The sequence below is a fragment of the Streptomyces sp. NPDC015220 genome (assembly GCF_043079345.1).
Classification (GTDB): domain Bacteria; phylum Actinomycetota; class Actinomycetes; order Streptomycetales; family Streptomycetaceae; genus Streptomyces.
Map to the genome: position 1 here is coordinate 1 of NZ_JBIBUK010000024.1, position 21,119 is coordinate 21,119.

The 21,119-nt window shown below is 73.1% G+C and carries 16 protein-coding genes; 8 read left to right on the plus strand and 8 right to left on the minus strand.

Going from position 1 to position 21,119, the window contains the following annotated elements:
• Positions 1-140 precede the first annotated feature (140 nt).
• From ACF061_RS32190 to ACF061_RS32210, 5 genes are read right to left on the minus strand one after another with little or no spacing between them, the layout of a single operon-like run.
• On the minus strand, positions 141-1,451 hold the full coding sequence (locus tag ACF061_RS32190; RefSeq protein WP_392270533.1) for a DUF58 domain-containing protein: 1,311 nt from the start codon (positions 1,449-1,451) through the stop codon (positions 141-143).
• Complete coding sequence (locus tag ACF061_RS32195) at positions 1,451-2,440, minus strand: AAA family ATPase (protein WP_392270628.1); 990 nt, start codon at positions 2,438-2,440, stop codon at positions 1,451-1,453. The genes ACF061_RS32190 and ACF061_RS32195 overlap by 1 nt, the downstream gene beginning before the upstream one ends.
• Positions 2,440-3,645, minus strand: a complete 1,206-nt coding sequence (locus tag ACF061_RS32200; RefSeq protein WP_392270534.1) for a DUF4350 domain-containing protein — start codon at positions 3,643-3,645, stop codon at positions 2,440-2,442. The genes ACF061_RS32195 and ACF061_RS32200 overlap by 1 nt, the downstream gene beginning before the upstream one ends.
• The gene (locus ACF061_RS32205) at positions 3,642-4,418 is read right to left on the minus strand and encodes a DUF4129 domain-containing protein (protein ID WP_392270535.1); all 777 of its coding nucleotides are present in this window, start codon (positions 4,416-4,418) and stop codon (positions 3,642-3,644) included. The genes ACF061_RS32200 and ACF061_RS32205 overlap by 4 nt, the downstream gene beginning before the upstream one ends.
• Before the next feature lie 4 nt (positions 4,419-4,422).
• On the minus strand, positions 4,423-5,793 hold the full coding sequence (locus ACF061_RS32210) for a glycerophosphoryl diester phosphodiesterase membrane domain-containing protein (protein ID WP_392270536.1): 1,371 nt from the start codon (positions 5,791-5,793) through the stop codon (positions 4,423-4,425).
• Positions 5,794-5,933: 140 nt separating this feature from the next.
• On the opposite strand from ACF061_RS32210, the gene mtnA reads away from it, so the two are divergent.
• The 7 genes from mtnA (at position 5,934) to ACF061_RS32245 (ending at position 15,331) form a co-directional block, all read left to right on the plus strand.
• Entirely contained in the window at positions 5,934-7,076 is a 1,143-nt protein-coding gene (mtnA, locus tag ACF061_RS32215; RefSeq protein ID WP_392270537.1) for an S-methyl-5-thioribose-1-phosphate isomerase, read from the plus strand.
• 646 nt (positions 7,077-7,722) lie between these two features.
• Positions 7,723-8,412, plus strand: a complete 690-nt coding sequence (mtrA, locus tag ACF061_RS32220; RefSeq protein WP_009188938.1) for a two-component system response regulator MtrA — start codon at positions 7,723-7,725, stop codon at positions 8,410-8,412.
• A gap of 1 nt (position 8,413) precedes the next feature.
• The gene (gene mtrB, locus ACF061_RS32225) at positions 8,414-10,498 is read left to right on the plus strand and encodes an MtrAB system histidine kinase MtrB (protein WP_392270538.1); all 2,085 of its coding nucleotides are present in this window, start codon (positions 8,414-8,416) and stop codon (positions 10,496-10,498) included.
• Complete coding sequence (locus ACF061_RS32230) at positions 10,488-12,323, plus strand: LpqB family beta-propeller domain-containing protein (protein ID WP_392270539.1); 1,836 nt, start codon at positions 10,488-10,490, stop codon at positions 12,321-12,323. Before mtrB ends, ACF061_RS32230 begins: the two co-directional genes overlap by 11 nt.
• Positions 12,324-12,529: 206 nt before the next feature.
• The gene (locus ACF061_RS32235; RefSeq protein ID WP_392270540.1) at positions 12,530-13,348 is read left to right on the plus strand and encodes a ComF family protein; all 819 of its coding nucleotides are present in this window, start codon (positions 12,530-12,532) and stop codon (positions 13,346-13,348) included.
• Between the two features lie 339 nt (positions 13,349-13,687).
• Positions 13,688-14,377 (plus strand): ribosome hibernation-promoting factor, HPF/YfiA family, encoded by a 690-nt coding sequence (hpf, locus tag ACF061_RS32240; protein ID WP_392270541.1) that lies wholly within the window; start codon positions 13,688-13,690, stop codon positions 14,375-14,377.
• Positions 14,378-14,584: 207 nt separating this feature from the next.
• The gene (locus ACF061_RS32245) at positions 14,585-15,331 is read left to right on the plus strand and encodes a response regulator (protein WP_392270542.1); all 747 of its coding nucleotides are present in this window, start codon (positions 14,585-14,587) and stop codon (positions 15,329-15,331) included.
• A 3-nt stretch (positions 15,332-15,334) separates the two neighbouring features.
• Here the strand turns inward: ACF061_RS32245 and ACF061_RS32250 are convergent, their stop codons facing one another.
• Positions 15,335-16,510, minus strand: a complete 1,176-nt coding sequence (locus ACF061_RS32250; RefSeq protein ID WP_392270543.1) for a winged helix-turn-helix domain-containing protein — start codon at positions 16,508-16,510, stop codon at positions 15,335-15,337.
• Between the two features lie 67 nt (positions 16,511-16,577).
• On the minus strand, positions 16,578-17,150 hold the full coding sequence (locus ACF061_RS32255; RefSeq protein WP_392270544.1) for a GNAT family N-acetyltransferase: 573 nt from the start codon (positions 17,148-17,150) through the stop codon (positions 16,578-16,580).
• Between the two features lie 271 nt (positions 17,151-17,421).
• Here ACF061_RS32255 and secA point away from each other — a divergent pair, with 271 nt between their 5' ends.
• Positions 17,422-20,241, plus strand: a complete 2,820-nt coding sequence (secA, locus tag ACF061_RS32260; RefSeq protein WP_392270545.1) for a preprotein translocase subunit SecA — start codon at positions 17,422-17,424, stop codon at positions 20,239-20,241.
• 156 nt (positions 20,242-20,397) lie between these two features.
• Here secA and ACF061_RS32265 read toward each other — a convergent pair whose 3' ends face one another.
• The gene (locus ACF061_RS32265; protein WP_392270546.1) at positions 20,398-21,048 is read right to left on the minus strand and encodes an Rv3235 family protein; all 651 of its coding nucleotides are present in this window, start codon (positions 21,046-21,048) and stop codon (positions 20,398-20,400) included.
• Positions 21,049-21,119 lie beyond the last annotated feature (71 nt).

Sequence of the window (21,119 nt, forward strand, 5' to 3'; positions counted from 1 at the left end):
GATGGTACTGCAGGGGGGACCCTGTGGGAGAGTAGGACACCGCCGAACAAATTTTGAGGAAAACCCCGCACCTTATGGTGCGGGGTTTTCTGCGTTTCAGGGGCCCGGGCCCGAGGCCGCGGGGGCTCGCGCCCCCGAAATCAGAGCCGACCGGCTGCTTTCAGAGCGAGATACGCGTCCGCGAGTGCCGGCGCCAGGTCCTCCGGTGTCGCGTCGACGACCGTGACCCCGTGACGACGGAGCTGTTCGGCGGTGCGCCGGCGCTCGACCTGCGACCGGGCCGCCGCCGCGGCCTCGTAGACGGCCTCCACATTCCCTCGGGCCCCGGCCATGCGAGCCACATGGGGGTCCGCCACCGAGGCGACCAGCACCGTGTGGCGCTGGGTGAGTTGCGGCAGTACCGGCAGCAGGCCCTCCTCGACCGGAGCGGCGTCCAGACTGGTGAGCAGGACTATCAAAGAGCGGCGTGGCGCCGTACGCAGTGCGGTGGCCGTGAGGCCCCGGGCGTCCGTCTCGACGAGTTCCGGTTCCAGGGTGGCCATGGCGTTGACCAGCGCCGGAAGGAGGTGACCGGCGGCGCGACCCTGGACGGAGGCGCGTACCCGGCGGTCGTAGGCGAGCAGGCCGACGCGGTCGCCGGCGCGTGAGGCGAGGGCCGCGAGGAGAAGGGCGGCGTCCATCGAGGCGTCCAGGCGGGGCACGTCGCCCACACGACCGGCGGAGGTGCGGCCGGTGTCGAGGACCACGAGGATGTGCCGATCGCGTTCGGGACGCCAGGTGCGCACGGCCACCGCCGACTGGCGGGCGGTGGCCCGCCAGTCGATGGAACGGGTGTCGTCGCCCGGCACGTATTCGCGCAGACTGTCGAATTCGGTGCCCTCGCCGCGGGTGAGCAGGCTGGTGCGGCCGTCGAGCTCCCGCAGTCTGGTGAGTTTCGACGGCAGGTGCTTGCGGCTGGTGAACGGCGGCAGCACGCGCACCGTCCAGGGGACCCTGTGCGTGCCCTGGCGGGAGACGAGGCCGAGGGGGCCGTAGGAGCGGACGGTGACGCGGTCCGCCTCGCGGTCGCCTCGCCGGGTGGGCCGCAGCCGGGTGGTCACGCGGCGTCGTTCGCCGGGCGGCACGGTGAGCCGATGGCGGGAGGCCGCCGTCTCCGTGCCGGGCTGCCAACCGCTGGGCGGCCAGGCGTCACGTAGCTGGGCGCGCAGCGGGCGGCGGGCGGGGTTGGCGACCGTGAGGGTGACGTCGGCCGCTTCGCCCAGGCGCACTGAGGTGTCGCCGGAGCGGGCCAGGCCGAGACGGTGTACCGGGGCAGCGAGGGCGTAGTCGCAGGCGCAGGCGAAGGCCAGCGGGGCGTTGACGGCGAGGATGCCCGTCCAGCCGGCGTCCCAGATGCCGACGGGGAGGGAGCCGAGGGCCGCGAGGAGGGCGGCGCGTCCGGTGAGGGCCATCAGCGGGGGACCGGCACGTTCGCGAGGACCGCGTTGATCACCGAGTCGGTGGTCACGCCTTCCATCTCGGCCTCGGGGCGCAGTTGCACGCGGTGCCGCAGCGTGGGCAGGGCCAGCGCCTTGACGTCGTCGGGGATGACGTAGTCGCGGCCGGTCAGCCAGGCCCATGCGCGGGCGGTCGACAGCAGGGCCGTCGCTCCGCGTGGGGAGACGCCGAGGGTGAGGGACGGGGACTCGCGGGTGGCGCGGCAGATGTCGACGACGTAGGCGGCGATCTCGGGGGAGACGGTGGTCCTGGCGATCGCGTCGCGGGCGGCCTCGAGGTCGGCGGGGCCGGCGACGGGGCGCACCCCGGCGGAGCGGAGGTCGCGCGGGTCGAAGCCGGCGGCATGGCGGGTGAGGACGTCGATCTCGTCCCGGCGGGAGGGCAGCGGGATGGTCAGCTTGATGAGGAAGCGGTCCAGCTGCGCCTCGGGGAGGGGGTAGGTGCCCTCGTACTCGACCGGGTTCTGGGTCGCGATGACCAGGAAGGGCTCGGGGAGCGGGCGCGGGGTGCCGTCGACGGTGACCTGGCGTTCCTCCATGGCCTCCAACAGCGACGACTGGGTCTTGGGCGGGGTGCGGTTGATCTCGTCGGCGAGGAGGAGGTTGGTGAAGACGGGGCCGGGCTGGAAGGAGAACGCGGCGGTGCGGGCGTCGTAGACCAGGGAGCCGGTGACGTCGCTCGGCATGAGGTCGGGGGTGAACTGGACGCGTTTGGTGTCGAGTTCGAGGGCGGCGGCGAGGGTGCGGACCAGGAGGGTCTTGGCGACCCCGGGGACGCCTTCGAGCAGGACGTGACCGCGGCAGAGCAGGGCGACGACGAGTCCGGTCACGGCGGGGTCCTGGCCGACCACGGCCTTGGCGATCTCGGCGCGCAGGGCTTCCAGGGAGGAACGGGCGGTGGCCGCGTCCCCGGTGCGCCCGGCGGTGTCAGTGGTCGGGTCCATCATGGACGGCGTACCTCTCTTTCGAGGGCGTCGAGTCGGTCGGCGAGGGAGACGAGGGCCGCGTCGTCGCCGGGCGGCGGGCCGAAGAGGAGGTCGTGCGGGGGCTCGGCCTCGCCGTCGAGGTGGGCGGAGAGCGCGGGGAGCAGGGACTCGGGCGTGTGTGCCTGGGTGTCGGGGACGCCCACGAGGGGAGCCAGGCGGGTGCGGGTGGTGGAGCGGAGAGCGGCGGCGGCGCGGTCGCGGGCGTTCACCTTGCGGTAGAGGCGGGCGCGGCCTTCGACGGTTTCCGAGGCGCGGATCGCGACGGGGAGTTTTTCGAGCACCAGGGGGCCGAACCGGCGTGCCCGCCACAGGGCGGCCAGGGCGGCGGCGATGAAGAGTTGCAGGGTTCCCCAGAGCCAGCCGGAGGGGAGCAGGTCGAAGAAGTCGCGCCGGCCGGGGTCGGGGGCGGAGTCGTCGGCGAGCGAGGGGAGGTACCAGACCAGATGGGGGCGGGAGCCGAGCAACTGGAGGGCGAGCGAGGCGTTGCCCTGCTTGTCGAGACGGTTGTTGTAGAGGACGTCGGGCGCGCCGAGGACGACGGTGTCGCCGCCCCCGGTGGTCCGCGGTACGCGCACCAGGGTGGGCCGGCCGTCGCTGGGGTAGCAGGAGTCGGCGGCGCGGGCGGTGGTGGAGTAGCGGAGGTAGCCGCCGGTTTCCGCGGTGCCCGCGCGGCGCGCGGCGGGCAGGGGGCACTCGGGGGCGAGGGCGGTGTCGAGGCTCGGCGCTGGGTCGGCGGTGACGCCGGGGGCGAGCCGGCCGAGGGAAGGGGGGCCGGGGGAGACGAGGACGGTGCGTCCGCCGCCGGCGGTCGCCGTGTGCAGCCGGGCCTGCTGGCCGTCGGTCAGCAGGTCGGGGACGGCGACCAGCAGGGTGGTGTCGGGGCCGGCGGCGGCTCGGGCCTGGTCGAGGGTGGTGACCACTCGTGTGGACACGCCTCGCTCGGTGAGGAGGGCGGCGACGGCGCGACTGCCGTGGGGGTCGGCGGAGCGAGGGTCGAGGCGGCCGTGCTGGTCGCCGGAGCGGAGGGCGGCGATGGCGACGGCCGCCGCGAGCAGGAGCACGATCGCGAGGAGGACGCCCCGTGTACGGGGCCATGCCCGGCGGACGCTGGGCGTCGCGGAGGAGGTGGCGGGCGGGGCCTCCGGGGCGCTCTGGGCGGTCATCCGGCGGCTCCCTGGCGGGTGTGGGCGGGCGTGTGCTCCTCGCTGCCGGCGAGCCGGGGTTTCGCGTGTGCCAGGTCGCGGTCGAGTTCGGTGATGCGCTGGTACGACTGCTCGGTGGCGCTGCGGCCGCCGTAAATGACGTCGTCGAAGTCCCGGGCGGCGGCGCGGAGCCCGTCGGCGTGGGCGGGCAGGGTGCGGCCGGCCTCCGCGGCGGCCTCGTCGGCGGTACGGCCGGGCCGGGTGTCGAGGAGGGCGCGTTCCTCCAGTGAGCGGACGATGCCGCGCATGCGTTCCTGGACGGCCTGGTTCCAGTGGCCCTGGGCGGCGTGCGCCTCCGCGGCGGCGCGGTGGTCGGCGGCGCTGCGGGGGCGGTCGTCGAACAGGGCGGCGGCGGAGGCGGGCTCGCGGCGGGGGGTGCCCAGGCGCCACCACAGGGCGACCGCCACCGCGAGGACGGCCGCGATGACGACGACGAGGCCGACGGTTCCGCCCGGTGTCGCGGCCGAGGCGGAACCGAGGAGTCCGTCGATCCAGTCCCAGAAGTGGTCGAGGGCGCGTTGCAGCGGGCCGGGGTCGTTCTCGTGGTACATCCGCTTGGACAGTTCGCGCCGGGCCGCCTCCCGCGCGGGGTCGCGCGGGAGGGTGACGGGCGGTTCCCCGTCGGTTCCCGGCCGCGCCAGGAGGGCGGCGGCGTGCGGCCGCGGTCGTGCGGCTCCTCGTGCCGCGCCTGGGAGCGCGGACAGCGCTGTGAGAACTCCCCCCGGCAGGCTCACGGCATCAGCTCCCCGAGGCGGGTGCGCCGGGGCCGTGGCCCGGGACGCCCGCGGCGCGGGCCAGTTCGAGGTCGAGGGCCTCGCGGCGGATGCGCTGGTCGATGTAGAGGAGCACGGTGACGCCCGCCGTGATCGGGAACTTGATCATGGAGCCGATCACCGAGCCGATCCCGCTGATGACGAGGTACGACCAGCTGAGGGTGCCGGTGCCGTCGAGCAGTCCGGAGACGCCGTCGTCACCGACCGCCACGGCGACGATGCTGAAGGGGATGACGATGACCGCGGAGACGACGGCGCCGATGACGGCGGCCAGCAGCTGGATGCCGAAGATCCGCCACCAGGAGCCGCTGACGAGCTTGGTCGAGCGGCTCATCGCCTTCCTGATGCCCTGCTTCTCGAGCATCAGGGCGGGCGAGGCCAGGGAGAAGCGGACTCCCAGCCACACGGCGACCACCGTGGCGCCCAGGCCGCCCAGGACGGCGAGCGCGGTGCCCCCGAAGGGCGATCCCGACACGGCGACGAGAATGCCGGGCAGCAGGCCCACGCCGAAGACGCCGAAGCCGATGAGCAGCAGCGTCAGGATCAGGCCGAAGAGTTTGAGCACCTGGGGGCGGGCGTCCCGCCAGGCCTCGCCGACGGTGACCGGCCTGCCGAGCACCGCGCGGCTGGTGACCGTGGTGAGCAGCGCGGTGGCCAGGACGGTGCCGACCAGGGAGACCAGGAGCAGGACGGCGTAGCCGAGCAGGGCGTCGCCCATGGCGCGGAACACGTCGTCGGGGGAGGGGTTCGGGTCGTCGAGCACGCTGGTGGTGGCGTCGGCGAGGGCCAGGCGCTGCACCAGGATCAGGACGACCTGGGTGACGACCGCGACGACCAGGGAGACGCCCAGGACCGTGCGCCAGTGGGTGCGCATGGTCGACACGGCGCCGTCGAGGATCTCGCCCAGACCGAGCGGGCGCAGCGGTATGACGCCGGGCTTCGCGGCGGGCGGGGGCCCGCCCCAGCCGCCTCCCCAGCCGCCGTAAGCAGGACCGCCGTAGCCGGGACCGCGGTAGCCCCCGGGGCCTCCGGGGCCGGGCGGGCGGTGGCCGCCGTGGGTTCCGCCGGCGGGGGGCGGGGCGCCCCAGCCGGAACCGGGGGGAGGCGGCGGCGGGGTGTGGCCGGGGGCGGGGGGCCCGGTGGGCGCGGACCACTGGCCGGCCGGCGGCTGCTCCTTGGACCACTTCACGCCGGGACCCTGCGGCTGCGCGCCCGGCTGCTCCGCGGGCTGCGCGGGACCGGGGCGGCCGGCGGCGTCGGCAGGTGCGGTCGCGCCGGGTTCCTGGCCGTCGGAGGGGGCGGATCCGGGCGAGGCCCAGCCCGGAGTGTCGTTCATCGTCGCTCCTTCACGGTGCCCGTCCGCGGTCGCGGCGGCAGGTTGGCTGCCATCGTGCCATGGGGTGGTCTTCGGGTGACCGGCCGCGGTAGGGGCTGCGCCGCTTCATTTGTCAGGTGGATCCGGGGAAGACTGACGACATGGCTGATCAGTACGCGCAGACCCTTGAGGACAACCGGCCGGCGGGGTCGCCGGCCATTCGCTGGGAGGAGCCGCCCGAGGGCCCGGTCGTGGTCCTCCTCGACCAGACCCGGCTGCCGGCGGAGGAGGTCGAGCTGGTGTGCACGGACGCGCCCGCGCTGGTGGAGGCGATCCGGACGCTGGCCGTGCGCGGTGCGCCGTTGCTCGGCATCGCCGGGGCGTACGGCGTCGCGCTCGCCGCCGCCCGGGGCTTCGACGTGGACGACGCCGCCGCCGCGCTCGCCGGCGCCCGGCCCACCGCGGTGAACCTGTCCGTCGGCGTGCGGCGGGCGCGGTCCGCCCACCGGGCCGCGCTCGCCCGGACCGGGGACTCCCGGCAGGCGGCCGCGGCGGCGCTGGCGGCGGCGCGGCAGTTGCACCAGGAGGACGCCCGGGCCAGCGCGCGGATGGCCGAGCACGGGCTGGCGCTGCTGGACGAGCTGCTGCCCGGCGGCGGCCACCGCGTCCTGACCCACTGCAACACCGGGTCGCTGGTGTCGGGCGGTGAGGGCACGGCGTTCGCGGTGGCGCTCGCCGCGCACCGTGCGGGGCGGCTGCGCCGCCTGTGGGTGGACGAGACCCGGCCGCTGTTCCAGGGCGCGCGCCTGACGGCGTACGAGGCGGCCCGCAACGACCTGGCGTACACCCTGCTCACCGACAACGCGGCCGGTTCGCTGTTCGCGGCCGGCGAGGTGGACGCGGTGCTGGTCGGCGCGGACCGCATCGCGGCGGACGGATCGGTGGCGAACAAGGTGGGCACGTATCCGCTGGCGGTGCTCGCGCGCTACCACCACGTGCCGTTCGTCGTGGTCGCCCCGGTGACGACGGTGGACCTGGACACCTCGGACGCGGCGTCCATCGAGGTCGAGCAGCGGCCCGGTTACGAGGTGACCGAGCTCATCGCCCCCCAGGCCCCGGTGACGGGGGCCGGCGGTGGCATCCCGGTGGCACCGCTGGGCACGCAGGCCTACAACCCGGCGTTCGACGTGACCCCGCCCGAACTGGTGACCGCGATCGTCACCGAGGAGGGCACGGTCTCGCCGGTGACCGGCAAGGGGCTCGCCGAGCTGTGCGCGCGCTCCCGGCCGGCCACGGGCGGCTAGTGCGGCGACAGGCGACGCTCGCCCCGTCGCGACGTCCGGCACGCCTTTCCTGACCTTTCCGAGCAGGGGGACTCCCCACTCGTCGCACCTGCCGAAAGCCCGAGTACGTCCGGTGCGAGGCTTCCGGCGGGCACTCCCCCCAGCTCTTCGAGCAGGGGGCACCACCGAAGAGCACGCACCGGACGACGCTCCTCGACGGACGAGCACCGCCTGCCGCGGCACTCGTGGGGACTGTCGGCGGAGTCGTATCCGTCCCGCGGCGTCCGGTACGCTCCGCCCGAGCTCTTCGAGCAGGGGACCACCGTCCGCCGCACCGGGCGAAAGCCCGAGTACGTCCGGTGGTGCGAGGACTTCCGCCCCGGGAGTCCCCGCGCTCTTCGAGCAGGGGGACTCCCGGGGCGGGCACCGGACGACGCGGGGCCGCCCTCCGGGCGATGACGGGACGGTGAGGACGGGAAGGCGAGGGCGGGCCCTGGCGCCCGCGGCCCTCGCGCGCGAGCGGCTTCCCGTCCCTCTTCTCCCCGTCCCCGTACCCGCTTCGGTCCCGGTTCTCCGGGTGCGGGCAGACAGTGACGGTGGCGTGCGGCTATCGTCACAGGCCAGTGAGCTGCCTCACCTGGATCTTCGCCACCGTTACGAGAATGGGATGATGTCGTTTATGAAGGGACGAGTCCTTGTCGTCGACGACGACACCGCACTGGCCGAGATGCTCGGAATCGTGCTCCGTGGCGAGGGTTTCGAGCCGTCTTTCGTAGCCGACGGCGACAAGGCGCTGGCCGCTTTCCGGGAGGCCAAGCCGGACCTGGTGCTGCTGGACCTGATGCTGCCCGGCCGGGACGGCATCGAGGTGTGCCGCCTGATCCGGGCGGAGTCCGGCGTGCCGATCGTGATGCTGACGGCCAAGAGCGACACGGTCGACGTCGTCGTGGGCCTGGAGTCCGGCGCCGACGACTACATCGTGAAGCCGTTCAAGCCGAAGGAGCTGGTGGCCCGTATCCGGGCACGGCTGCGCAGGTCGGAGGAGCCCGCGCCGGAGCAGCTCGCCATCGGCGACCTGGTCATCGACGTGGCCGGTCACTCCGTGAAGCGGGACGGGCAGTCGATCGCGCTGACCCCGCTGGAGTTCGACCTGCTGGTGGCGCTGGCCCGCAAGCCGTGGCAGGTGTTCACCCGCGAGGTGCTCCTCGAGCAGGTGTGGGGCTACCGGCACGCGGCCGACACGCGCCTGGTCAACGTCCATGTGCAGCGGCTGCGCTCCAAGGTGGAGAAGGACCCGGAGAAGCCGGAGATCGTGGTGACCGTCCGCGGTGTCGGCTACAAGGCCGGGCCGAGCTGACATGTCGGGGGACAGTGCCGCTTCGGCGTCCGGACGGTCCGGAGCCGGCGTGGAGCGGCCTGTCGGCCGGACCCGCGCGGGCTCCCGCTGGGGTCGCCTCCTGGAGGGCGGGCTGCTGAACGGAGGCGTGCAGGGCAGCCCGGTCCTGCGGCTGCTCATACGCTGGGTGCGCCGGCCGCTGCTGCCGGTCATGCGGCTGTGGCGGCGCAACATCCAGCTCAAGGTCGTCGCCACCACGTTGCTGATGTCGCTGGGCGTGGTGCTGCTGCTGGGCTTCGTGGTGATCGGCCAGGTCCGCAACGGGCTGCTGGACGCCAAGGTGAAGGCGTCGCAGAGCCAGGCCACCGGCGGGTTCGCGGTGGCCAAGCAGAAGGCCGACGAGGCCGCGACCGGCACCGGCGACGACGGCACGCCCGGTGACGGCCGTGCCTCCCAGAACCTCATCTCGTGGATGAGCGAGCTGGTGTCGTCGCTGTCCAGCGGCGGCCAGGGCGCGTTCGACGTCGTCACGCTCCCCACCGGCGACGACGGCGCCGGCGGGCGCGGCCCGCGTGCCTCCGGCCGGGTGGACCCGACCGCGAGCGTCCCCGAGAACCTGCGGGCCCGGCTCAGCGCCAGCGTGACCGCCGCGCAGAGCTACACCCGCATCGTCTACAAGGACACCGACAAGAAGCCGCAGCCGGCCCTGGTCATCGGCAAGCAGGTCAACGACCCCAACGGCGACCCCTACCAGCTGTACTACCTCTTCCCGCTCAGCCAGGAGGAGAAGTCGCTGAGCCTGGTCAAGGGGACCCTGGCGACGGCGGGCCTGTTCGTCGTCGTGCTGCTCGGAGCCATCGCCTGGCTGGTGGTGCGGCAGGTCGTCACGCCGGTGCGGATGGCGGCCGGGATCGCCGAGCGGCTGTCGGCCGGACGCCTCCAGGAACGGATGAAGGTCACCGGCGAGGACGACATCGCACGGCTCGGCGAGGCCTTCAACAAGATGGCGCAGAACCTCCAGCTGAAGATCCAGCAACTGGAGGAGCTCTCGCGGATGCAGCGCCGGTTCGTCTCGGACGTCTCGCACGAGCTGCGTACGCCGCTGACGACCGTGCGGATGGCCGCCGACGTCATCCACGAGGCGCGCGAGGACTTCGACCCGGTCACCGCGCGCTCGGCGGAGCTGCTGCTCGACCAGGTGGACCGGTTCGAGTCGCTGCTGGCGGACCTGCTGGAGATCAGCCGCTTCGACGCGGGCGCGGCGGCGCTGGACGCCGAGCCGATCGACCTGCGCGAGGTCGTTCGGCGGGTGGTCAGCGGCGCGGCGCCGCTCGCCGAGCGCAAGGGCACCCGGATACGCGTCGTCGGCGACCAGCAGCCCGTCGTCGCGGAGGCCGACGCGCGGCGCGTGGAGCGCGTCCTGCGCAATCTCGTCGTCAACGCCGTCGAGCACGGCGAGGGCCGCGACGTCGTCGTCAAGCTCGCCGCGGCGGGCGGTGCGGTCGCGGTCGCGGTCCGCGACTACGGCGTCGGGCTCAAGCCGGGCGAGGCGACCCGGGTCTTCAGCCGCTTCTGGCGCGCCGACCCGGCACGCGCCCGGACCACCGGTGGTACGGGCCTGGGGCTGTCGATCGCCCTGGAGGACGCCCGGCTGCACGGCGGCTGGCTGCAGGCGTGGGGCGAGCCGGGCGGCGGCTCGCAGTTCCGGCTGACGATGCCCAGGACGGCGGACGAGCCGCTGCGGGGCTCGCCCATCCCGCTCGAACCCAAGGACTCGCGCCGCAACCGGGGCCCCGACGACGCCGGCCCGCCGGGCGGCGACGCGAAGCGGGCCACCGTGCCGGTGCAGGCGACCGGTGACCGGACGACGGTGCCGGGCCGGGATCCGATAGCGGCCCGGCCGGCCGCGGCGGCTCCCACGGCCGACCCGACGGCGCTGCCCGGCAACGGCGCGCGCGTGGTGCCCCGGCCCGCCTCGGGCGGGCGACGGCAGGACACCGTGCCCGGCACGGAGACGGCGGACGACCGGAGCGCGGGCTCCGCGGACCCGGAGGGTGCCGGGCCGCGGGACGTGAAGCAGCCAGGGGAGGCATTTCGTGGGCGCTGAGCGCGAGGGGGGCGCGCGGCGTCGGCCGGTGCGCGCGGTGGCGTACGCCGCCTGTGGGGCGGTCCTGCTGGCCGGGTGCGCCTCGATGCCCGACAGCGGGGACCTGCGGGACGTGGAGTCCACTCCCCGGCAGGACACCGAGGTACGCGTGTTCGCCATGCCGCCCCGGGAGGACGCCCCGCCGCAGGAGATCGTGCAGGGTTTCCTGGAGTCGCTGACCAGCGACGATCCGACGTACGCGACGGCGCGCCAGTATCTGACCGACGCGGCCTCGCGGAAGTGGCAGCCCGAGGCGTCCACGACGGTGCTCGCCAACGGACCGGACATCGAGTTCGAACGCGCGCCGGGGCGCGAGGTCACCAACGACTACGCGTTCACCCTGACCGGCAGCAAGATGGCCCAGGTGGACAAGGAGCAGTCGTACACACCGCTCGCCGGCCGCTACGGCCAGCCGGTGCACCTGACCCGGGACCGGAAGACGGGGCAGTGGCGCATCGACGCGCTGCCGCAGGGCGTCGTCATGGGGCAGTCGGACTTCCAGCGCAACTACATGTCCGTCGACAAGTACTACTTCGCCTCCAACACCTGGACGGCGGGGACGCCGGCGACGGCCGTCGCCGACCCGGTCTTCGTGCGCCGGCGGGTGGACGCGATGACGCAGATGGTGCGCTCCGTCCTCGACGGGCCCACCCGGTGGCTGCGGCGGGTGGTCAGGTCGAGCTTCCCGACCGGTACCGCGCTGCGCAAGGGCGTGACGGCACTGACGCCCGACGACCAGAACCGGCTGACCGTGCCGCTGAACGAGAAGGCGTCCCAGGTCGGCCGTGCCAGGTGCTCGGAGATGGCGACCCAGCTGCTGTTCACGCTGCAGAGCCTGACCCCGACCGTGGACTCGGTGGCGTTGCAGCGGGCCGACGGGAGCACGCTGTGCACGCTCGGCGAGGACCGGGCGCAGACCGTCGCCGCGCGCGGGTCGGCGAAGCGGCCCGAGTACCTGTACTTCCTCGACGACAAGCGGCGGCTGGTGCGGATCGCCGGCGGCAGCGCCGGGACGAGCGCCGAACCGGTGCCGGGCGCGCTGGGCGAGGGCATCCAGAAGCTCAGCTCCGCGGCGGTGTCGTGGGACGAGCACACCGCCGCCGGGGTCGGCTACGACAGCAAGTCGCTGTTCGTCGGCTCGATGGTGACGGGCGGCGCGCTCGGCGACCCCGTGCTGCAGAGCCGGGGCGCGACCGAGGACGACCGGCTGACGGCGCCGAGCTGGGACGCGCGCGGCGATCTGTGGGTGGCCGACCGCGATCCGGACCGGCCGCGGCTGAAGGTGCTCGAGCGGGGCTCGGGCCGGCCGCTGGAGGTGCGGGTCCCCGGCCTGGACGGGCGCATCGTCGCGGTGCGGGTGGCCGCCGACGGGGTGCGGATCGCGCTGAACGTGGAGCACGAGGACGGCAACAAGGCACTGCTCATCGGGCGGATCGAACGTGACGAGCGGAGCGGGGAGCGGCCGGTGGTGTCGGTGCTCGACCTGCGGTCCGCGGCGCCCGAGCTGGAGGACGTCACCACCATGTCGTGGGCGGGCGACAGCCGGCTCGTGGTGGCCGGTCAGGAGCAGGGGGGCGTGCAGACCGTGCGGTACGTCCAGGTGGACGGCTCCACGCCGGAGGGGCCGGCGCCCGCCGCGCTCACCGGGGTGAAGGCGATCGCGGCGTCCGAGGACGACCGGCTGCCGCTGGTGGCGTACTCGGCGGACGGCATCGTCCGGATGCCGGCCGGGGCACAGTGGCAGAAGGTGGTCAAGGAGGGGGCGGCGCCGGTCTATCCCGGCTGACGGGCCGGTCCGCGCGGCGGCCCGGGCACCGGTCCCCGGCACACTCGTCCCGTCACTCGTGAGAGTGAGGAGCGGGTGGAGCGGGAGGAGTCGTCCACAGGGGCTGGTCCCGTGTCGTCCACCGTTGTCCACAGCGGCCCGTCCCGTGTCGTCCACCGTTGTCCACAGGGGTGGCCGGGCCGGGGCGGGCTTGGCACAGTGGTGTCATGCGCGGGTGGTGGCGGGACCTCACCGACCTGGTGGTGCCGGCCGAGTGCGGAGGCTGCGGCAGACCGCGCACGGTGCTCTGCCCCCAGTGCCGTGCCGTCCTCGGCGGCTCCGCGCCGCGCCGGGTGCGGCCCGTGCCACAGCCGCCGGGCCTGCCCGCCGTGCACGCGGCGGCTCCGTACGCGGACGAGGTGCGGGCGGCCATCCTCGCCCACAAGGAACGCGGTGCGCTGGCCCTCGCCGCCCCGCTGGGCGCGGCTCTGGCGGGCGCCGTGCGCGCGGGGCTCGGGCACGCCGGGCACGGTGGCGCGGAGCCCGTGCTGCTGGTGGCCGTGCCGTCCTCGCGGCGTGCCGTGCGCGCCCGTGGACATGATCCGGCCAGACGGATCGCGCTCGCGGCGGCGGCCGAGCTGCGCCGGTCCGGGACGCCCGCCCGGGCGCCGGCGGTCCTGCGGCAGCGGCGCGCCGTGGCCGACCAGGCGGGGCTGGATTCCCGGCAGCGGCGGGAGAACCTCGCCGGCGCGCTCCGGGTGGCGGCGGGCGGAGTCCGCCTGCTGGTGGCGGGGCCGGTGGTGCTGGTCGACGACCTGATGACGACGGGCGCATCGCTGGCGGAGGCGGCGCGGGCGGTGCGGAAGGCCGTGTACGAAGCGCCGACCCGGGAAGGGATGGGGGAACGGAAGTCGGGAACACGGCGCGAGGAGGGGAACCCGGAGTATGACGCACCGGAAAAGGCGGGTGCGTACGGAGCCGGCGAAGTGATCTGCGCGGCTGTCGTGGCGTCGTCGCCGGATTCTTTCGAAAAGAACCGGAACTGACTGTGAACTTGCGTCGTTGCAGGCAATGAGAAGGTCAATTGACCTGAACGGAGGTACGCCGCAGTAGAGGGTGACGTCATCCGTCCGGGCGAGATATGTTCGGTTGTGAGGGAAAGGCGCAGGCCGCTCCCGTCATATCGGATTGCCGTGCTGCGGGTTTTGCGGTTCGCGGGTTCGCTGATTTTCCGCAATCACCCGTACCGGCAGGGTGGAGATCTCGCCCACGGGGGAGGAGGAGGTGGACGTCACCGAGTCCGAGGTTCCGGGCGTCACCGGAACCGGGTGCGAAAGGGAGACGCTCCGCCGTCGCAGCGGAGCGATCCGGGAACGGAGTTCTGCGTGGACATCGTCGTCAAGGGCCGCAAGACCGAGGTGCCCGAGCGGTTCCGCAAGCACGTGGCCGAGAAGCTGAACCTGGAGAAGATCCAGAAGCTCGACGGCAAGGTGATCAGCCTCGACGTCGAGGTGTCCAAGGAGCCCAACCCCCGACAGGCCGACCGGAGCGACCGGGTGGAGATCACGCTCCGCTCCCGGGGACCGGTGATCCGGGCGGAGGCGGCGGCCAGCGATCCGTACGCGGCGCTCGACATGGCGGCGGAGAAGCTGGGCGCCCGGCTGCGCAAGCAGCACGACAAGCGTTTCTCGCGCCGCGGCGCGCGCCGGATCCCGGCGGCCGAGGTGGCCGACCACGTCCCGGGCGCGGCGACGCTGAACGGCAACGGCCTGCTCGCGGACGAGGAAGCCGGGCAGGTGCCCACCAAGAAGGTGGGATCGCTGGAGGTGCAGGGGGACGGACCTCTCGTCGTCCGCGAGAAGACGCATGTCGCCTCTCCGATGACCCTCGACCAGGCCCTGTACGAGATGGAGCTGGTCGGGCACGACTTCTACCTGTTCGTCGACTCCGAGACGAAGGAACCCAGCGTCGTCTACCGGCGGCACGCCTACGACTACGGCGTGATCCACCTCAGGACCGACACGATGGTCGCTCAGGAGAACTCTCCCGAGGCGGGCGGCACCCTGGGCGGCTGACCCACCCGGCCGACGGTCGAGCCGGTGCCCCTGGAGCGCGTGTGCGCCCCCAGGGGCACCGGTGTGCGACCCCTTCGCGCCCCGCTTGGTCACCGCAGTGTCGGCCGGACATGGAATCATGGCCGCAACGGTCCAACCGGTGGGCCGCTGCCTTGGGTTGGCCACGGCACCGCACACCCGGCCACAGCCTCAGGGGGAGGAACAACGATGACGGACAGCTTCGGACCGCTGCGGGACGAGGGTGCCGACGGCGGCGCCGCCGGCACGGGCCCGGACACGGGCGCGTCGCGCGAGGAGCCGATCAGGGTCCTCGTCGTCGACGACCACGCCCTCTTCCGCCGCGGCCTGGAGATCGTGCTCGCCGCCGAGGAGGACATCCAGGTCGTCGGTGAGGCGGGCGACGGCGCCGAGGCCGTCGACAAGGCCGCAGACCTGCTGCCCGACATCGTGCTGATGGACGTCCGGATGCCCCGGCGGGGCGGGATCGAGGCGTGCACCTCCATCAAGGAGGTCGCCCCCAGCGCGAAGATCATCATGCTGACGATCAGCGACGAGGAGGCAGACCTCTACGACGCCATCAAGGCCGGTGCGACCGGGTACCTCCTCAAGGAGATCTCCACGGACGAGGTGGCCACCGCCATCCGGGCGGTGGCCGACGGCCAGTCGCAGATCAGCCCGTCCATGGCGTCGAAGCTGCTCACCGAGTTCAAGTCGATGATCCAGCGCACCGACGAGCGCCGGCTCGTCCCCGCCCCCCGGCTGACCGACCGGGAGCTCGAGGTCCTCAAGCTCGTCGCCACCGGTATGAACAACCGGGACATCGCCAAGGAACTGTTCATCTCCGAGAACACGGTGAAGAACCATGTCCGCAACATCCTGGAGAAACTGCAGCTGCACTCCAGGATGGAGGCGGTCGTCTACGCGATGCGGGAGAAGATCCTCGAGATCCGCTGACCCTCAGCCGAGGGAGCGGGCGAGTTCCCGGGCGAGCGGTTCGCGCAGTTCGGGCGCGTCCACCCGTTCGATGCGTACGTCCGTGCAGTCCACCCAGCTCGCCGCCTCGATGAGCGCCTGGGCGACGGCGGGCACGGAGCCGGCGCCGTCGAGGGTGACCTGCCTGGCCACGAGCGTGCGGCCCTCGCGGGCGGGGTCGACGCGGCCGACCAGGCGGCCCCCGGCGAGCACCGGCATCGCGAAGTAGCCGTACACCCGCTTGGGCTTGGGGACGTAGGCCTCCAGACGGTGGGTGAAGCCGAAGATCCGCTCGGTGCGCGCCCGCTCCCAGACCAGGGAGTCGAAGGGCGACAGGAGCGTGGTGCGGTGCCGACCGCGCGGGGGCGTCGCCAGGGCGGCCGGGTCGGCCCAGGCCGGCCGGGACCAGCCCTGCACCGTGACCGGGACCAGGCCCGAGTCCCCTATCACCGCGTCGACCTGCTCGCCCTTGAGGCGGTGGTAGTCGGCGATGTCCGCGCGTGTGCCCACGCCGAGGGACCGGCCGGCCAGCCGGACCAGCCGGCGCAGGCACTCGGCGTCGTCCAGCTCGTCGTGCAGCAGGGCCGCGGGGACCGCGCGCTCGGCGAGGTCGTACACCCGCTTCCAGCCGCGGCGCTCGACGCAGACGACCTCGCCGTACATCAGGGCGCGCTCGACGGCGACCTTGGCGCCGGACCAGTCCCACCAGTCGCTGGTCCTCTTGGCGCCGCCCAGCTCGGTGGCGGTCAGCGGGCCTTCGGCGCGCAACTGCTTGACGACCTGGTCGTAGGCGCCGTCGGGCAGCTCGTGGTTCCAGTGCGGGCGGTCGCGGTAGGCGCGGCGGCGGAAGGCGAAGTGCGGCCACTCCTCGATGGGGAGGAGGCAGGCGGCGTGCGACCAGTACTCGAAGGCGTGGGCGTCCGTCCAGTAGGCGCTCTCGACCGTCTTGCGGCCGAGAGCGCCGAGACGCGCGTAGGGGATCAGCTCGTGCGAGCGGGCGAGGACCGAGATGGTGTCGAGCTGGACCGCGCCGAGGTGGCGCAGGACGCCCCGGACGCCGGAACGCCGGTCGGGAGCGCCGAGGAAGCCCTGTGCGCGCAGGGCGATCCGGCGGGCTTCGTCCGCGGAGAGCTCGATGGTGGGGCGCGGGAGCGAGGTCATGGCTGAGCACGATAGGCGGTGGCACCGACAGCCGGTGCCCGCCTGCGGATATCGGTGGGGAGGACGGTCACGAGGGAGTCGGCAGGTAGGGCGCGGTCGACGGCAGACCCAGGTCGGACGGCAGCAGGGACCCCACCCAGCAGTCGCGTCGCACCCCTCTGTTGTCCAGCGCGGAGCGCAGGGTGCCCTCCACGGTGAAGCCGACCCGTTCGGCGACCGCGCGGGAGGCGTGGTTGCCGGCCTCGGCCCGCCACTCCACGCGGTCCACGCGCAGCTCGGTGAAGGCCCAGCGGGACGCGGCCGCCGCGGCTTCGGTGACGTAGCCGTTGCCGCGGTGCTCCTTCGTGCCCCAGTAGCCGATCTCGGCCTCGGCCGGCCCGCGCATGGAGAGGCCGAGCATGCCGGCCAGGTCCCCCTCGGGCAGGAAGAGGCCGAAGGTGAACATCGAGTCGTTCGCCCAGCCCTCCGGAACGATCCGCCGCGTGAAGGCACGCGCGTGCTCGTGGAGGTAGGGGGAGGGCAGCCGGGGGATCCAGCGATGGATCACGGGGTCCTGCGCCGCGGCGTGCACCGCGTCGCTGTCCCGCGGGCCGACGGTGCGCAGAAGCAGGCGGTCGGTGGTGAGCGTGACGGGGTCCATCGGTCGATTCTGCTCGGCGGCCACGGATCGCCGCCATCCTTTCGCGACGCGTGAGCGGGTGATCACAATTCGCGCAATTCGTCGCCCGGTCGCGGCACCATCCACGGCCCTCGGCCGTTGTCCCCTTTGCAGGCGATGCGTAGCAGTGGACGCGTGCCGTCGCGGCAGGCCCTCCCGGCGTGGCGGGGTCCTCGCATACGATGGCCGTTGCTCAGTCAAGTCAAATGGAAACCGACCGTCCCAGGCCCGACCGGCAAGGAGACCAACCCCCGTGTCCGTCCTCTCGAAGATCATGCGTGCAGGCGAAGGCAAGATCCTGCGCAAGCTGCACCGCATCGCGGGCCAGGTCAACTCCATCGAAGAGGACTTCGTCGACCTCTCCGACGCCGAGCTGCGGGCCCTCACCGACGAGTACAAGCAGCGGTACGCCGACGGCGAGAGCCTGGACGATCTGCTGCCGGAGGCGTTCGCCACCGTGCGCGAGGCCGCCAAGCGCGTACTCGGCCAGCGGCACTACGACGTGCAGCTGATGGGCGGCGCCGCCCTCCACCTGGGGTACGTCGCCGAGATGAAGACCGGTGAGGGCAAGACGCTCGTAGGCACCCTGCCCGCGTACCTCAACGCACTCTCCGGCGACGGCGTCCACATCGTCACGGTCAACGACTACCTGGCCGAGCGCGACTCCGAGATGATGGGCCGGGTGCACAAGTTCCTGGGCCTGGACGTCGGCTGCATCCTCGCCAACATGACGCCGGCCCAGCGCCGCGAGCAGTACGCCTGCGACATCACCTACGGCACCAACAACGAGTTCGGCTTCGACTACCTGCGCGACAACATGGCCTGGTCGAAGGACGAGCTGGTGCAGCGCGGGCACAACTTCGCCGTCGTCGACGAGGTCGACTCGATCCTGGTCGACGAGGCCCGTACGCCGCTGATCATCTCCGGCCCGGCCGACCAGGCCACCAAGTGGTACGGCGACTTCGCCAAGCTGGTCACCCGCCTTAAGAAGGGCGAGGCGGGCAACCCGCTCAAGGGCGTCGAGGAGACCGGCGACTACGACGTCGACGAGAAGAAGCGCACCGTCGCCATCCACGAGTCCGGCGTCTCCAAGGTCGAGGACTGGCTGGGCATCGACAACCTCTACGAGTCGGTGAACACCCCCCTCGTGGGCTACCTGAACAACGCCATCAAGGCCAAGGAGCTCTTCAAGCGCGACAAGGACTACGTCGTCATCGACGGCGAGGTCATGATCGTCGACGAGCACACCGGCCGTATCCTCGCCGGCCGCCGCTACAACGAGGGCATGCACCAGGCGATCGAGGCGAAGGAAGGGGTGGACATCAAGGACGAGAACCAGACGCTCGCCACGATCACCCTGCAGAACTTCTTCCGCCTCTACAACAAGCTCTCCGGCATGACCGGTACGGCGATGACCGAGGCCGCCGAGTTCCACCAGATCTACAAGCTCGGCGTCGTCCCGATCCCGACCAACCGGCCGATGGTCCGCAAGGACCAGTCGGACCTGATCTACCGCACGGAGATCGCCAAGTTCGAGGCGGTCGTCGACGACATCGCCGAGAAGCACGAGAAGGGCCAGCCGATCCTGGTCGGCACCACCTCGGTCGAGAAGTCCGAGTACCTCTCGCAGCAGCTCAGCAAGCGCGGCATCCAGCACGAGGTGCTCAACGCCAAGCAGCACGAACGCGAGGCGTCCATCGTCGCCCAGGCCGGCCGCAAGGGCGCCGTGACGGTGGCGACCAACATGGCCGGCCGTGGTACGGACATCAAGCTCGGCGGCAACCCCGAGGACCTCGCCGAGGCGGAGCTGCGCCAGCGCGGCCTCGACCCCGAGGAGCACATCGAGGAGTGGGCCGCCGCCCTGCCCGCGGCCCTGGAGAAGGCCGAGGAAGCGGTCAAGGCGGAGAAGGAGGAGGTCGAGAAGCTCGGCGGCCTCTACGTGCTCGGCACCGAGCGGCACGAGTCGCGCCGCATCGACAACCAGCTGCGCGGCCGCTCCGGCCGTCAGGGCGACCCGGGCGAGTCCCGCTTCTACCTCTCCCTCGGCGACGACCTGATGCGCCTGTTCAAGGCCCAGATGGTCGAGCGCGTGATGTCGATGGCCAACGTCCCCGACGACGTGCCGATCGAGAACAAGATGGTCACCCGGGCCATCGCCTCCGCCCAGTCGCAGGTCGAGACGCAGAACTTCGAGACCCGTAAGAACGTCCTGAAGTACGACGAGGTCCTCAACCGCCAGCGCGAGGTCATCTACGGCGAGCGGCGCCGCGTCCTGGAGGGCGAGGACCTGCACGAGCAGGTGCAGCACTTCATGGACGACACCATCGACGCCTACGTCGGCGCGGAGACCGCCGAGGGCTTCCCCGAGGACTGGGACCTGGACCGGCTGTGGGGCGCCTTCAAGCAGCTCTACCCGGTGAAGGTCACCGTCGAGGAGCTGGAGGAGGCGGCCGGCGACCGTGCGGGTCTGACGGCGGAGTTCATCTCGGAGTCCATCAAGGACGACATCCACGAGCAGTACGAGGCCCGCGAGACGCAGCTCGGCTCCGAGATCATGCGCGAGCTGGAGCGCCGGGTGGTGCTGTCGGTCCTGGACCGCAAGTGGCGCGAGCACCTCTACGAGATGGACTACCTCCAGGAGGGCATCGGCCTGCGCGCGATGGCGCAGAAGGACCCGCTGGTCGAGTACCAGCGCGAGGGCTTCGACATGTTCTCCGCGATGATGGACGGCATCAAGGAGGAGTCCGTCGGCTACCTGTTCAACCTGGAGGTCCAGGTCGAGCAGCAGGTCGAGGAGGTCGAGGTCGAGGACGCCGCGCCGTCCCTGGAGAAGGCGCCGCAGGACGCGGTGCCGGCGCAGGCGGGCGCGCGTCCGGAGATCCGGGCGAAGGGACTGGACGCGCCGCAGCGGCGCGACCTGCACTTCTCCGCGCCGACCGTGGACGGCGAGGGCGGCGTCGTCGAGGGCGAGTTCGCCAGCGACGACGAGCCGGTCCGCTCCGAGTCCGACGGCCTCACCCGCGCGGAGCGCCGCAAGCAGGCCAAGGCGGGCGGCCGTCGCCGCAAGAAGTGACGGGCGTGAAGTGACGCAGATGAAGTGACCGCCGCTCCGTCAGGAGCGGTGGGACGTCGAAGGGCCGGGCACCCCGCAGCGGGTGCCCGGCCCTTCGGGCGTTCCTGGTCCTTCGTCCGTGTCCGGTCCTTCGGGCGTGCCGGCCCGTGTGGTGGATCAGCCGTCGTGCGGGCGGGACGCGCGCGAGCCGCCCAGCTCGACCGCCGTGCAGCGCCAGCGCAGGTCGCGGCCCTGCTCCAGCCGGAAGGCCATCGCGCGCAACTGCTCGCCGGCGCCGATGCGGGCGAAGACCTCGATCGCGCCCGGACGGGGCTCGAAGTAGCCGATGTCGCGCACCACGGGGCGGGTGCCGCGGGCGCGCAGGGGGCCGCGTTCGGCGAGCCGGGCCAGTTCGTCGTAGGCGCGCCCCGCGGTGTGCCGGAGCATCCAGTGCACGGGCCGCTGCCCGCTGAGCACGGCGAGGAGCCGGTCGGCGAACAGGTCGGTGGTGACGGGGTGCGAGGCCGCCGAGGACGCGGCCGTCCCGGAGGCGGCCGGCCTGGCCGGTGCCGCCATGGTGGCCGCTGAGCGGGCCGTGCCGGTGCCGGGCGCGGCGGCGGGGGCCGCGGTGGGCGGGCGGTTGTCGGCGGGGGCGGTGCGCGCCGGGGCGCCGTCGCGTGCCGGGCCCGGCGGACGGCCGCCGCTCGTCGTCCGGGCCGTGCCCCCGCCGGGAGTGCGGGGCGGGGCGCCACCGGGGCGGCGGGCGTCGTGACGGCCCGGCGGGCGGGTGCCCGGACGGCGCTGTGCCCGTGTCATGACCTTGTTCATGGGTCCCCGTTCTGCGGTCCGACGGCGCTGCGCGCCGGCGGTCGGTCCGCGGAGAGTTCGTCCTGTGACGT